7 protein-coding genes and 5 pseudogenes are annotated in these 13,849 nt (G+C 60.5%); 5 read left to right on the top strand and 7 right to left on the bottom strand.

All coding sequences use genetic code 11. The features are described from left to right. Positions 1 to 92: 92 nt before the first annotated feature. The 3 genes and pseudogenes from JFV26_RS26710 (at position 93) to JFV26_RS26700 (ending at position 4,350) form a co-directional block, all read left to right on the top strand. Positions 93 to 1,484 (top strand): GntP family permease, encoded by a 1,392-nt coding sequence (locus JFV26_RS26710; protein ID WP_201196537.1) that lies wholly within the window; start codon positions 93 to 95, stop codon positions 1,482 to 1,484. A 7-nt stretch (positions 1,485 to 1,491) separates the two neighbouring features. After that, positions 1,492 to 2,265 (top strand): 3-hydroxybutyrate dehydrogenase, encoded by a 774-nt coding sequence (locus JFV26_RS26705; RefSeq protein WP_201196536.1) that lies wholly within the window; start codon positions 1,492 to 1,494, stop codon positions 2,263 to 2,265. Between the two features lie 128 nt (positions 2,266 to 2,393). Continuing rightward, positions 2,394 to 4,350: pseudogene (locus tag JFV26_RS26700) on the top strand (acetoacetate--CoA ligase). Positions 4,351 to 4,499: 149 nt separating this feature from the next. Here JFV26_RS26700 and JFV26_RS26695 read toward each other — a convergent pair. Further along, positions 4,500 to 5,608: pseudogene (locus tag JFV26_RS26695) on the bottom strand (PilT/PilU family type 4a pilus ATPase). A gap of 131 nt (positions 5,609 to 5,739) precedes the next feature. Here JFV26_RS26695 and JFV26_RS26690 point away from each other — a divergent pair. Both JFV26_RS26690 and JFV26_RS26685 read left to right on the top strand, forming a co-directional pair. Then, positions 5,740 to 8,276: pseudogene (locus JFV26_RS26690) on the top strand (PAS domain S-box protein). A 54-nt stretch (positions 8,277 to 8,330) separates the two neighbouring features. Then, complete coding sequence (locus tag JFV26_RS26685) at positions 8,331 to 8,606, top strand: peptidylprolyl isomerase (RefSeq protein ID WP_007898282.1); 276 nt, start codon at positions 8,331 to 8,333, stop codon at positions 8,604 to 8,606. 132 nt (positions 8,607 to 8,738) lie between these two features. Here the strand turns inward: JFV26_RS26685 and JFV26_RS26680 are convergent. From JFV26_RS26680 to JFV26_RS26655, 6 genes and pseudogenes are all read right to left on the bottom strand, one after another. Further along, a pseudogene (locus JFV26_RS26680) lies at positions 8,739 to 9,673 on the bottom strand (sugar kinase). Between the two features lie 157 nt (positions 9,674 to 9,830). Beyond that, positions 9,831 to 11,048: an amino acid deaminase gene (locus JFV26_RS26675; protein WP_201196534.1), complete on the bottom strand. Its 1,218-nt coding sequence runs from the start codon at positions 11,046 to 11,048 to the stop codon at positions 9,831 to 9,833. A 39-nt stretch (positions 11,049 to 11,087) separates the two neighbouring features. After that, entirely contained in the window at positions 11,088 to 11,852 is a 765-nt protein-coding gene (locus JFV26_RS26670) for an IclR family transcriptional regulator (protein WP_201196533.1), read from the bottom strand. Between the two features lie 130 nt (positions 11,853 to 11,982). Continuing rightward, the gene (locus JFV26_RS26665) at positions 11,983 to 12,372 is read right to left on the bottom strand and encodes a RidA family protein (RefSeq protein ID WP_201196531.1); all 390 of its coding nucleotides are present in this window, start codon (positions 12,370 to 12,372) and stop codon (positions 11,983 to 11,985) included. 24 nt (positions 12,373 to 12,396) lie between these two features. Beyond that, a pseudogene (locus JFV26_RS26660) lies at positions 12,397 to 13,187 on the bottom strand (amino acid ABC transporter ATP-binding protein). After that, positions 13,184 to 13,846: an amino acid ABC transporter permease gene (locus JFV26_RS26655; protein WP_201196529.1), complete on the bottom strand. Its 663-nt coding sequence runs from the start codon at positions 13,844 to 13,846 to the stop codon at positions 13,184 to 13,186. The pseudogene JFV26_RS26660 and the gene JFV26_RS26655 overlap by 4 nt, the downstream one beginning before the upstream one ends. Positions 13,847 to 13,849 lie beyond the last annotated feature (3 nt).

Raw genomic sequence — 13,849 nt, 5'->3', positions numbered from 1 at the left:
TCAATAAGTTAATAATCTGGCACGATTCCCGCTAAAGCCCTCTCCCACAAAAGATTCACCCTACAAAAATAACAATTCCAGGAGACACACCCATGAGTGTGATCATTGCCTTGGCAGCCCTTGCGCTGCTGATGCTGGCTGCTTACCGTGGCTACAGCGTTATCCTCTTTGCCCCGATTGCCGCCCTCGGCGCTGTCCTGCTCACCGATCCTTCCGCCGTCGCCCCCACGTTCACCGGGGTGTTCATGGAGAAAATGGTCGGCTTCATCAAACTGTATTTCCCGGTGTTCCTGCTCGGTGCGGTGTTCGGCAAGTTGATTGAGCTGTCGGGTTTCTCGCGCTCAATCGTCGCGGCGGCCATTCGCTTGCTCGGTACCCGCCAGGCGATGCTGGTGATCGTGTTGGTCTGCGCCCTGCTGACTTACGGTGGCGTGTCGCTGTTTGTGGTGGTGTTCGCGGTTTATCCGTTTGCAGCCGAGATGTTCCGCCAGAGCGACATCCCCAAACGGCTGATCCCGGCGACCATCGCCCTCGGCGCGTTTTCCTTCACCATGGACGCCCTGCCCGGCACTCCGCAAATCCAGAACATCATCCCCAGCACCTTCTTCAACACCACTGCCTGGGCCGCGCCGTGGCTGGGGTTGATCGGGACGATTTTCGTGTTCTGCACCGGCATGCTGTTCCTCCAGCGCCAACGCAACAAAGCCCTGCGGGCTGGCGAAGGCTACGGCACCGAACTGCGTAACGAGCCGGAAACTGCTGCAGATATCAAGCTGCCGAACCCGTGGATCGCGCTGTCGCCGCTGTTGATGGTCGGCGTCATGAACCTGCTGTTCACCCACTGGATTCCGCTGTGGTACGGCAAGACCCATACACTCGCGCTGCCGGGCATGGCTACGCCGGTGACCACCGAGATCGCTAAGCTCACCGCGATCTGGGCCGTTCAAGCCGCGTTGTTGATCGGCATCATCATGGTGCTGGCGTTCGGCTTCCAGGCGATTCGCAGCAAGTTGGCCGAAGGCAGTAAAAGTGCGGTCAGCGGCGCATTGCTGGCGGCGATGAACACCGCTTCGGAATACGGCTTTGGTGCGGTGATCGCCTCGCTGCCGGGCTTCCTGGTACTGGCCGACTGGCTGAAAAGCATCCCCAATCCGCTGGTCAACGAAGCCATTACCGTGACCTTGCTGGCCGGCATCACCGGATCCGCATCGGGCGGCATGAGCATCGCCTTGGCGGCGATGTCGGAGCAATTTATCAGCGCGGCCCACGCGGCCAACATTCCGCTGGAAGTGCTCCACCGGGTCGCCGCGATGGCGAGTGGCGGCATGGACACCCTGCCGCACAACGGCGCGGTGATTACCTTGCTGGCAGTGACCGGCCTGACGCACCGCGAAGCCTACAAAGACATTTTCTGTATTACGATCATCAAGACCCTGGCGGTTTTCGTGGTCATCGGTACTTTCTACGCCACTGGCATTGTGTGAGGCATTCATGACGACTCTTACAGGCAAAACCGCATTAGTCACCGGCTCCACCAGCGGCATCGGCCTGGGCATCGCCCTCAGCCTGGCCAAGGCTGGGGCCAACGTGGTCCTCAACGGATTCGGCGATGCGTCCAAGGTGATTGCCCAAGTGCAACAGTTTGGCGGCAAGGTTGGCCATCACCCGGCCGATGTGAGCAACCCCGAGCAAATCGCCGAGATGATTGCCTACGCCGAGCATGAGTTCGGGGGCATCGACATCCTGGTGAACAACGCCGGCATCCAGCACGTGGCGGCGGTGGAAGACTTTCCCGTAGAGCGCTGGGATTCGATCATCGCGATCAACCTGTCGTCGGTATTCCACAGCACGCGCCTGTGCCTGCCGCGCATGCGCGCCAGGAATTGGGGACGGATCATCAACATCGCCTCGGTTCACGGCCAGGTTGGTTCGGTGGGCAAAGCCGCCTACGTGGCGGCCAAGCACGGGGTGATCGGGTTGACCAAGGTCGTTGGCCTGGAAACCGCGACGACCCAAGTGACCTGCAACGCTATCTGCCCGGGCTGGGTGCTGACGCCGCTGGTACAGAAACAGATCGACGATCGCGCCGCCACCGGGATCGACCCGCAGCAGGCGCAACACGATTTGCTGGCCGAGAAGCAGCCTTCCCTTGAGTTCGTGACGCCGCCGCAACTGGGTGAACTGGTGCTGTTTTTGTGCAGCGAGGCCGGCAGCCAGGTGCGCGGTGCAGCGTGGAATATTGATGGTGGGTGGTTGGCGCAGTAACCCGCCACTAGACCGCGTTATCGTTCATCGCGGGCAAGCCTTGCTTCTACAAGAGCGCACCGAACCTGTAGGAGCAAGGCTTGCCCGCGATCGAGTGCGCAGCACTCGCCAACAAGAAGAGGCAAACCATGTCCGACATCCTCTGGCAACCCAGCGCCGAGCGCATCGGCAAGACCCGCATGGAGGCCTTTCGGCGCTTCATCAATCAGCGACATCACCTCAAGATCGACGACTACCCTGCCCTGCACCAATGGTCCATCGATCAGCGGGAGGCGTTCTGGCAGGCCATCGTCGATGTCTTCGATATCCGTTTTCACGCACAACCCGACGCGGTGCTGCGTGAAGGCCCGCGCATGCCCAGCGCCGAATGGTTCCCCGGCGCAACACTGAACTTCGCCGAACACTTGCTGCGGCGTCGTGACGACGCCGTGGCGGTGGTCGCCGTGGCGGAAAACGGTCAGCGCGAACAACTGACCTGGGCCGAACTGGCCAGCCATGTCGCCGGTTTCCAGAACAGTTTGAAAGCCGCCGGTGTCGGCCAGGGCGACCGGGTCGCAGCGTGCATGCCCAACACCTGGCAAACCCTGGTCGCGATGCTCGCCACCACCAGCCTCGGGGCGATCTGGTCCTGTTCTTCGCCGGACTTCGGCACCCAAGGGGTGATCGACCGTTTCGGCCAGATCGAGCCGAAGGTACTGCTCACCTGCGCCGGTTATCGCTATGCCGGCAAAGAGATCGACCAGCGCGCCAAGGTCAACGAAATCCTCGAACGGCTGCCAACCTTGCAGCAGTTGATCGTCGTGCCTTACGCACTGCCACAGGCGCACATCGAAGACTTCCGCAGCCGAGCCAACGTGACGCTTTGGGAAGACTTTTACGAAGCCGGCGGTGAACCGGATTTCATTGCCGTGCCGTTCGCCCATCCGCTGTACATCCTCTATTCCAGCGGCACCACTGGCGTGCCGAAGTGCATCATCCACAGCACCGGTGGCGTGTTGCTGCAACACCTCAAGGAACACGGCTTGCATTGCGATCTCGGCCCCGGCAGCCGCATGGTTCTACTACACCACCTGCGGCTGGATGATGTGGAACTGGCTGGTCTCGGCCCTGGCGGTCGGCAGCGCCATCGTGTTGTACGACGGCTCACCGTTTCATCCAGGCCCTGAACGTTTGGTCGACCTGATCGACGACGAGCGCATCAACGTCTTCGGCACCAGTCCCAAGTTCCTTGCGACCCTGGAAGGCAGCGCCCTGAAACCTCGACTGAGCCACGGCTTGAGCAGCCTGAAAACCATGCTCTGCACCGGTTCGGCGTTGTCACCGCAGAGTTACGATTTCGTCTATCGCGACTTCAAACCGGACGTGTGCCTGGCCTCGATGTCCGGCGGCACCGATATCGTCTCGTGCTTCGTCAATGGCAATCCGATGTCTGTGGTGCGGCGCAGCGAGATGATGGGCAAGAGCCTCGGCATGGCGGTCGAGGTCTGGAACGATGCAGGCCAAGCGGTGATCGGCGAAAAAGGTGAGTTGGTGTGCACGCGGCACTTTCCGGCGATGCCCATCGGCTTATGGAACGACCCGACTGGCGAAAAACTCCGCGCCTCGTATTTCAGCCAGTTCCCCGGCGTCTGGGCTCAAGGCGACTACGCCGAGCAATTGCCACACGGTGCAATGATGATTCACGGGCGTTCCGACGCCGTGCTCAACCCTGGCGGCGTGCGCATTGGCACGGCGGAAATCTACCGGCAGGTGGAAAAAGTGCCGCAGGTGCTGGACAGCGTGGCCATCGGTCAGCAGTGGCAGGATGACGTGCGGGTGGTGCTGTTCGTGCGGTTGAAGGACGGCATCGTTCTTGATGAATCACTGCAGCAGCAGATTCGCCAGGTGATCCGCGCCAACACCACGCCTCGGCATGTGCCGGCGAAGATCCTGGCGGTGACGGACATTCCGCGCACCATCAGCGGCAAGGTGGTGGAGTTGGCGGTAAGGAATGTGGTGCATGGGCAACCAGTGAAAAACACCGATGCCTTGGCCAATCCCGAAGCCCTCGAGCATTTCCGAAACCGCCACGAACTCAATGACTGAAACACAATCCCCCCGTAGGAGCTGCCGCAGGCTGCGATCTTTTGATCTTGCTTCTTAAAATCAAAAACAAAATCAAAAGATCGCAGCCTGCGGCAGCTCCATTGGGATTTGTGTCAGGCCATGGGTCCCCATGCAGATGGGGAACGGTGTCAGTCCAGGAGGCCCCATTCGCCGGACGGTGGCTGTGGGCCCGGTAATGCATCGGCATGCAACTTCAATCGCAGCCGCAAGTTGTTCAGCGAATCCGCATGTTTCAATGCTTCGTCTTCGCTAATCGCACCCTCCACAACCAACGCGTAAAGCGCCCCGTCAAACGTCTGCATCCCCAGTTCCACCGACTTTTCCATGATCCCCTTGAGCTCATCAAACTCATTGCGCCGGATCAAGTCGGCAATGGTCGGCGTCCCCAGCATCACTTCCACCGCCGCCCGGCGTTGACCATCGCGAGTGCGCACCAGCCGCTGGGAAACGAAGGCCTTGAGGTTGTTGGCCAGGTCATGCAGCAGTTGCTCCCGGCGCTCCTGCGGGAAGAAATTGATAATGCGGTCCAGCGCCTGGTTGGCGTTGTGGGCATGCAACGTGGAGATCACCAGATGGCCAGTATCGGCAAACGTCAGGGCATGCTCCATGGTTTCGCGGTCGCGAATTTCGCCGATCAGCACCACATCAGGTGCCTGGCGCAGGGTATTTTTCAATGCCGTATGAAAACTGCGGGTATCGACGCCGACTTCCCGCTGGTTGATGATCGATTTCTTGTGGCGATGGATATATTCCACCGGGTCTTCAATGGTGATGATATGGCCGCTGCTGTGGCGGTTGCGGTAATCGATCAAAGCCGCCAGGGACGTGGACTTGCCCGAGTCGGTCGCGCCGACGAACAGCATTAGTCCTTGCTTGAGCATCACGGTGTCGAGCAGCACGGGCGGCAGGTTGAGGTCTTCGAAGCGCGGGATGTCGAGTTTGATGTTGCGCGCAACGATCGATACGTCATTGCGTTGCTTGAAGATGTTGACCCGGAAACGTCCGACCCCGGCCAGGGAGATGGCCAGGTTCATTTCCAGTTCTCGCTCGAACTCCAATCGCTGTTCGGCGTCCATGATGGACGCGGCGATGGCGGCGATTTCCCCGGCTTGAACCGTTGATCAGACAAGGATTTGAGCACACCGTCGAACCGAGCACTGGGTGGCGCGCCGGTGGACAGGTAAAGATCGGAGCCCTCCTGGCTCGCCAGTTGCCGCAACAGCACATCGATTTCCATGGCAAAAAACACCCGCGAAGCATTCAATGAACAGATGTGACCCGAGACAGTGACGCATCGGGCCATCCAGCGTCTACCGCCTAGCAAGGATAGTAGACGCAGCCACACCGACTTACGTGCAGGACATCTTGATGAACGCATCACCGACCGGCAGCGATGCCCAGGCCCTGATGGCCCGACTGGACTGGCGCCGCAGCCCTTTGGGCGCCGCCAGTACCTGGCCGCAGAGCTTGCGAACCGCGGTGGACATCGTGATTCACTCGCCCATGCCCATGCTCTTGCTGTGGGGCCCGCAGCTCACGCAGATCTACAACGACGGCTTCGCCCTGCTGGCGGGCAACAAGCATCCTCATGCTTTCGGACAGCCGGCGCACCAGACTTGGCCAGAATTAAAAGACTTTACCGACCCGATCTACAGCGCCGTCCTGCAAGGCCAGGTGCGGACCTACAGCGAACAACGCTTTACCTTGCAGCGCGACGGGCGTGACTCCGACTTCTGGCTGGACTTGACCTACAGTCCGATCCGCGATGAAAGCGCTCAAGTGGCCGGGATTCTGGTGACCGCCATCGAAACCAACGAACGGCGGCGCATTGCCCTCGAACTCGAACAACGCTCCGCCGCCAGCCTCAAGGCCCAGCACGAAACCGAACAGCGTCTGCAACTGGCCCTGGCCGCGACCGATGCGGTCGGCACCTGGGACTGGGACATAGGCGAAGACCGCTTCATCGCCGACGCCCACTTCGCGCAACTGCACGGTGTCGACCCGGCCATGGCCACCCGGTTGCCGATCAGCGATTACCTGCAAGGCGTCCACCCGCAAGACCGGGCGATGATTGCCCGCAGCATCAAGCATTGCATCACCCACGGCACCGAGTACGCCGAGGAATATCGCTTGCTGCAACCCGACGGCCAGTTGCGCTGGGTGTTTGCCCGGGTCGTTGCTACAAAGACCACCACGGTCGGCCGATGCGCTTTCTCGGCGCAGCCCTCGACCTGACTGAACGCAAACACACCGAACAAGCCTTGCGCCAGAGCCAGACCGAGCTGCAGTTGATCATCAACGCCATGCCGATCCTGATCAGCTACGTCGACCGCGAGGAACGCTTCCGCCTGAACAACGCCGCGTACCTCGACTGGTATGGCCTGACGCCTCAGGAGCTGTTTGGCAAAACCATCCATGAAGTGCTCGGTGACGAGAACTATTCCATGCGCGCCCACTACGTTGCCGAGGCGCTGGCAGGCCGGCCCTGCTCGTTCAGTATCGACACCCCGCACCGGGACGGCAGTATCCGCAATGCCCTGATGAATTACTTGCCACGACACGGCCCAGACGGCGCGGTCAACGGTTTCTATATCTTCGTGATCGATGAAACCGAGCGTAAAGAAACCGAAGAAGCCCTGCGCAACCTCAATGAAACCCTCGAAGAGCGCGTGATCGCCCGTACGCAACAATTGGCCGAGGCCAATCAACGCCTGCAAAACGAGATGTTCGAGCGCGAGCGGGCCGAAGATGCGTTGCGCCATGCCCAAAAGATGGAAGCGGTGGGTCAGCTCACCGGCGGTATTGCCCACGACTTCAACAACATGCTCACCGGAATTATCGGCAGTCTCGACCTGATGCAGCGCTACATAGCCGATGGGCGCACCGCCGAGATCGGCCGTTTCACCGAAGCGGCGGTATCCTCCGCCAACCGGGCAGCGGCCCTGACGCACCGCCTGCTGGCGTTCTCCCGCCGTCAGTCGCTGGACCGCAAACCGCTGAACGCCAATGAGTTGATTCATTCGCTCGAAGACCTGCTCAGCCGCACCAAGGGCGATCATATCGAGCTCAAGCTGCAACTGGCCGACGATGTATGGTCGGTCAGTACTGACGTCAGCCAACTGGAAAACGCCCTGCTCAACCTGGTGATCAACGCCAGGGACGCGATGCCCGATGGCGGCCGGTTGCTGATCGAAACGGCCAACGTCTACCTCGACGGCAGCGACAGCACGCTGCTCGAAGCCGTCAAGGCCGGGGACTATATGATGATTGCCGTCAGCGACAACGGCACCGGCATGACGTCGTCAGTGCTGGCCAAGGCGTTCGATCCATTCTTCACCACCAAACCCATCGGCCAGGGCACGGGCCTGGGGTTGTCGATGATCTACGGCTTTGCCCAGCAGTCGGGCGGGCATGTCAGCCTCGACAGCCTGCCGGGCCAAGGGACCTGCGTGCGCCTGTATTTGCCACGGCTGCACCTCGGTGCGCCGCAAGACACGCTACTGCCGGTGACTGGCGACGCACCCTCGGCGATTGCCGGTGAAACGGTCGTGCTGGTGGAAGACGATCCGGCGGTGCGCATGCTGGTACTCGACTTGCTCAATGAGCTGGGCTATCACGCCCATGAAGCCGAAGACGCCAGGGCTGCCCTGCCCTTGCTCGAGTCCGACTTGCGAGTGGACCTGTTGGTGACCGACGTCGGCCTGCCGGGGATGAATGGCCGGCAACTGGCGGAAATCGCCCGTCAATATCGCCCGAACCTCAAAGTGTTGTTTATGACCGGTTACGCGGAGAAAGCCGCCGAACGCCAGGGTTTCCTGGAGGAAGGCATGGACATGGTCGCCAAACCGTTTTCCATCGATCTGCTGGCCAACAAGATTCGCACGATGATCGGCCAACCGGAGTGAGTTGAGGCATAATCCCGCGCCCCGCTGTCATCACCGTTGCAAGGTACCTGCCTCATGAAAGCTCAAGCCCGCCATATTCTGGTGAAAACCTCGGAAGAAGCCGAGCAGCTCAAACAACGCATCGCCAAGGGCGAAGCCTTCGATGTGCTGGCCAAAAAGTACTCCACCTGCCCGTCCGGCAAGCGCGGCGGCGATTTGGGCGAAGTGCGGCCGGGACAGATGGTTGGGGTGATTGACGCGGTGATCTTCAAAAAACCGCTGCGGGTGGTGCATGGGCCGATCAAGAGCAAGTTCGGGTATCACCTGGTGCAGGTGTTTTATCGGGATTGATCGGTAATGATCGACCTGTAGGAGCTGCCGAAGGCTGCGATCTTTTGATCTTGATCTTGATCTTGATCTTGAAAATCAAAATCAAAATCAAAAGATCGCAGCCTTCGGCAGCTCCTACATTGGGATGGTATTTCAAGATTTGGGGATCAGTGCTCCCGGAACTTGAATGACCTGGCTCGCCAACCGATGCCCCGCCTCGGCGGCCTCCACCGGGCTGCCCCCTTGAGCCGACTGGCCAGATACGCCGCACTGAACGAATCCCCCGCCGCCGTGGTGTCCACCACGCGCTCGACCTTCTGCGCCGGCACTTCGAACGACTCGCCGCCACAGCGAATCAGGCAAGCCTCGGCGCCGCGCTTGAGCACCACTTCCGGCGTGCCGATCAACTCGTACGCGTCAAACACCGCATCGCTATCGGAAAAATGAAACAGCGCCTGTTCGTCATCGACGGTCAGCAATGCCAGGTCGACGTAAGGCAAAACACTGCGATAGGCCGCACGCGCCTCCTCAAGCGAAGCCCACAGCCGTGGTCGGTAGTTGTTGTCGAAGACGATTCGCGCATCCCGCTGCCGCGCCTCGATCAGGGTTTCCAGTAACTTCTGCCGGCCCTGCTCGCCGAGCACCGCCAGGGTGATGCCGCTGAAATACAGCACGTCGTAGTCCGGCAACGCCGCCAGAATCGGTTCCGCCGCCGGGGTGGTGAAACAGCTACGGACAGCGGCTTCGTTGCGCCAGTAAAGGAAGCGGCGCTCGCCGGCAGCGTCAGTCTGGATGCAATACAAGCCAGGTAAACGGCCGGGCAAGCGCTGGACCCTGTCCAGGCCGATGTTCTCGGACGCCCAACTCCTGCACATGGCATCGCTGAAACTGTCATCGCCCAGGGCGGTGACGTAATCCACCGTGCCACCTTCGCCCAGTTCCCGGGACAGGTAGACCGCCGTGTTCAGGGTATCGCCGCCGAAGCTTTGTTGCAGGCTGCCGTCGGCCCGCTGCTGCAACTCGATCATGCACTCGCCGATCAGGGCGATGCGCGGGGTGTTGGGGCCCAGGGTGTTGATGGTGTTCATGAGTGTGGGGTCTCTGGTGTTGCGATGTGGTCTGGGAGGGTGTCTTCGCGGGCAAGCCTTGCTCCTACAGGTTTTGTGTCGAGCCCCTATCCGGTGACAACCACAAAACCTGTAGGAGCAAGGCTTGCCCGCGAAGGCCACACCTCGGTTTCAGGCCTTAGAAACAGGTTTCCATGGTTTCAATCACCTGCAACTGCTCATCCACCAGACACCCGGTGCGCCACTTATCGAACGTCAGGCACGGATGCGAAGTACCAAACGAAATGATGTCCCCGACCCGCAGCTCAACCCCCGGCGCCACGGTCATGAACGCATGCTGGTCCATCACCGCCGTCACCTTGCAGGCGCTCACATCGTCACCCACCGCCGGCAGCACGCCGGCCTTGTAACGCAACAACGGCACCGGCAAGCCGGCGTCATACGCCACGTCGCGCTTACCGAGGGCGATCACTGCAAAGCCCGGTTCCGGCATCGACTGAACATGCGCCCAGATTTCCAGCGCCGGACGCAGGCCTTCATGCAGATCGCTGCGACGGTCGAGTACGCAGCACTGCGCCTCTTTATAGATGCCGTGGTCGTGGGCCACGTAACTGCCGGGGCGCAGCACGCTGAGAAAGCGCCCGCTGGCGTTCTGGGCTTCGAAGGATTCGGCGATCAGGTCGTACCAGGCCGAGCCCGACGCGGTGATGATCGGCTTGGGAATCGCGAATGCTCCGCTGTCCTGCAACTGCACCGCCAGACGCACCAGGGAAGCCGCAAATTCACGGATACCGCTGACCGCGTGATCGCCGTGAATCACCCCTTCGTAACCTTCGATACCGGTCAGCGCCAACGCCGGTTGCGCCGCGATGGCTTTGGCCAGTTCGATTACTTCCAGCTCACTGCGGCAACCGCAGCGACCGCCGACCACGCCGTATTCAATCATCACGTTCAACCGCACACCGCGCGAGGCGAAGTACGCGCCAAGGTCAGCGACGTTATCCGGATGATCGACCATGCAATGGAATTCGAAAGTCGGGTCTGCCAGCAAGTCAGCGATCAACGCCATGTTCGGCGTGCCTACCAGTTGGTTGGCCATCAACACCCGACGCACGCCATGGGCGTAACCGGCACGGGTCTGGGTCGCGCTGGCCAGAGTGATGCCCCAGGCGCCGGCGTCCAGTTGGCGGCGAAACAGCGCCGGGGTCATGCTGGTTTTGCCATGGGGCGCCAGTTCCGCGCCGCTGTTGCTGACAAACGCCTGCATCCAGCGAATGTTGTGTTCCAGCGCCTCACGGTGCAACACCAGTACCGGCAGGCTGACGTCACGCACCAGATGCGCACCGGTGTGCGCAAAGCCCTTTTCTACGGCAGCAGTCGATTCGACAGAAGACATGGTCAAACTCCTTACATTCGCGGCCGCAGGCAGCCGCTATTATTCGTTGATACGTCGGGCCAGGTTGTTCGCGCTGTCGATCAGCACCCGGCGATAGTCGTTGTAATTGTTCTTGGCATCGGCCCGAGGGGCGACGATGCACAGGGTTGCAATGGCGATGCCGCTGGGGTCTTTGACCGGGGCGGCGAAGCAATGGGTAAACGTGTCGGCGACGCTGTCGAAGGAGAAAAATCCATCAAGGCCAGCCTGGCGGATTTCCTGGAGAAACTGTTCCAGCGGCAGGCGTTCGCCGCCAGGCAGGATGAAGTCGTCGTGGTCGATCAGGTCGATGATTGCCTGATCGCTCAAGTGCGCCAGCAGCAGGCGCCCGGAAGCGGTCCAGGGAATTGGCGCGTTTTCGCCGATGTCCGAGGAAATACGAAAATGCCGCTCGCCCTCTTTCATCAGCGCAACGGTGTACTTGCGACCATTGAGCAGGCACATTTGCGCGGTTTCGTGGGTCTGACTGACGATTTCCTGGAGGGCGTGATCGGCCTCGCGAGTCAGGTCGAAATGGCGCAAGTGCGCCTGCCCGAGGAAGTACAGCTGACGGCCGAGGTAAACGTGACCGTCCTTGCCCACGGGTTCAAGGATGCGCCGTTCCAGCAGCGAGGCCACCAGTTCGTAGACCGTGGATTTCGGGCTGCCGATGCCGCTGGCGATTTCGTTCGGGCGCAGGGGCTGGCCGATTTCCTTGAGGAAATCGAGGATATCGAACGCCCGGTCCAGACCGCGTGCCCGGCGCTTGATGGTGTCTTCGGTCATGTCAATGATTCCCATACAATTTGCCCCGTAGAAGCTGCCGCAGGCTCGGGCCGCGTTCGGACGATCTCGGCATCTCCAAAAACGCCAAAAGATCGCAGCCTTCGGCAGCGCCTACAAGAGCCAATAGGGTTCAGGCCTTTTTCTTGTACGCGATGCAGTCAATCTCAACCTTGCAATCAACCATCATGTTCGCCTGCACGCAGGCCCGGGCCGGGGCGTGTTCGCTTTTGAAGTACTCGGAAAACACCTTGTTGAAACTCCAGAAATCCCGCGGATCTTCCAACCATACGCCAGCACGCACCACGTCTTCGAGGCCATAACCGGCTTCTTCGAGGATCGCGATCAGGTTCTTCATGGTCTGGTGAGTTTGCTCGACGATACCGCCCACAATGATTTCGCCATCCAGCGCCGGCACCTGGCCGGACACATACAGCCAGCCATCGGCTTCAACGGCGCGGGCGAAAGGACGAGGCTGGCCGCCACCGGCGCTGCTGCCGGTGCCGTAACGAGTAATGCTCATGAGTGTTTCTCCTGATTAATAGGGTTAAAAACGAGTGTTCTTGAGAAATTCCGCCAGACGCGGCGATTTCGGGTGTTCGAACAGTTCCTTGGGGGCCCCTGCTCTTCGATTCGCCCTTGGTTCATGAAGACGATTTTGTCCGAGACTTCGAAGGCAAAACGCATTTCGTGGGTCACCAGCAGCATGGTCATGCCTTCATCGGCCAGGCCCTTGATCACGTTCAGCACTTCGCCGACCAGTTCCGGGTCCAGGGCCGAGGTGACTTCGTCGAACAGCATCAGGCTCGGGTTCATCGCAATCGCCCGGGCAATCGCCACGCGTTGTTGCTGACCGCCGGACAACTGGCCGGGATAGTGATCACGGCGTTCGAACAAGCCGACCCGCTCCAACCATTTCTCGGCCAGCGCCACGGCTTCATCCTTGTGCAGCTTTTTGACCTTGAGCAAACCGAGGGTGACGTTCTGCAACGCGGTCAAGTGCGGGAACAGGTTGAACTGCTGGAACGCCATGCCGGTCATCGCGCGATGGCGGGCAATGACTTTTTCCGCGTGGCGTACACGTTTGCCGTTGACCTCGTCATAACCGATGGATTCGCCGTCGAGCAGGATCTGCCCGCCCTGGAATTCTTCGAGCATGTTCACACAGCGCAACAACGTGGTCTTGCCCGAGCCGCTGGAACCGATCAGCGTGACCACGTTACCGCGCTGCATGGTCAGGTCGACGCCCTTGAGCACTTCGAGCTTGCCGTATTGTTTGTGCAGGCCGCGGATGTCCAGCAGAGCCTGGCCGTTTGGTGCAGTAGAAGTCTGAGTCATGGCAAAGCCACCCGCTTTTCAATGTGCCGGCCGAGTAATTCGATGGCGTAGTTGATGACGAAAAAGAGGAAACCGGCGAACAGGTAGAACTCCAGGGTCATGAAGGTCCGGGCGATGATCTGTTGCGTGCTGAGCAGCAACTCGGCGACGCCGATCACCGACAGCAAGGTCGAAGCCTTGACGATCTCGGTGGACGAGTTGACCCAGGTCGGCAGGATCTGCCGCAACGCCTGAGGCAGCAACACGTAACCCAGCGACTGGTAAAACGTCAGGCCAATTGCCTTGCTCGCTTCCATCTGCCCGCGCGGCAACGCTTGCAGCGCACCACGGACGATCTCGGCGACGTGGGAACCGCAAAACAGCGTCAGGCCCAAGGCACCGGCCTGAAATGCGCTGATCTGCCAGCCCAGCGCCGGCGCCATATAGAAGCAGGCCAGCACCAGCACAAACACCGGCGTGCCACGGATCAAATCGACGTAGAAGCGAAACGGTGCGCGCATCCAGACATTGCCGTACGTCAGCACCAGCCCGGCCACAATACCGATCAGCGTGCCCAGCAAAATCGCCAGGGCCGAGCACTGCACCGTGACCAGAAAGCCCTGCCAAAGCACGTCTCGCGCCACCCACAACTCATGCAACCAACTAGGGGATTCGTACATGGG

The sequence above is a fragment of the Pseudomonas sp. TH31 genome (genome assembly GCF_016650815.1).
In the GTDB taxonomy this organism is placed as follows: domain Bacteria; phylum Pseudomonadota; class Gammaproteobacteria; order Pseudomonadales; family Pseudomonadaceae; genus Aquipseudomonas.
Note: the sequence above shows the minus strand (reverse complement) of the source record. Positions and strands in the feature narration are given on the sequence as shown.